General features: G+C 46.9%; 1 pseudogene. It reads right to left on the reverse strand.

Annotation, left to right across the window (positions count from 1 at the left end):
* Window positions 1-529: pseudogene (locus ACP45E_RS02745) on the reverse strand (1-deoxy-D-xylulose-5-phosphate reductoisomerase); the annotation flags it as partial.

Here is a 529-nt window from a genome sequence, read left to right on the forward strand (position 1 = left end):
ACCGCTCTTCCGATCTTCACAGAACCATCACGAAATTGGACCATAGAATGAATAACCGATTGAGGATGGATGATCACTTTCAGCTCAGATTGTTTAGCATTAAACAACCACTTCGCCTCGATATACTCCAGCCCTTTATTCATCATGGTTGCTGAATCGACCGATATTTTAGGCCCCATAGACCAGTTAGGGTGAGCAATCGCCTGCTCCGGTGTGACATGAATCAGCGATGAAACTTCGGTATAACGAAATGGGCCGCCAGAGCCCGTTAATAAGATATGCTGAACACCGTGCTGTGTGAGATCGCAATGACCTAAGGTTGTTTGAATCTCACTTGGTAAGCATTGAAAAATGGCATTGTGCTCGCTATCCACAGGAAGCAGTTCTGCGCCATGCTGTTTAACCGCATCAATAAAAAGCTGGCCAGACATAACCAAGGCTTCTTTGTTTGCCAGTAACACTCGCTTGCCCGCTCTAATCGCTGCCATCGTAGGCAGCAATCCAGCTGCTCCAACAATAGCGGCCATAA

The organism is Vibrio genomosp. F10 str. 9ZD137, from assembly GCF_049974785.1.
Classification (GTDB): Bacteria; Pseudomonadota; Gammaproteobacteria; order Enterobacterales; family Vibrionaceae; genus Vibrio.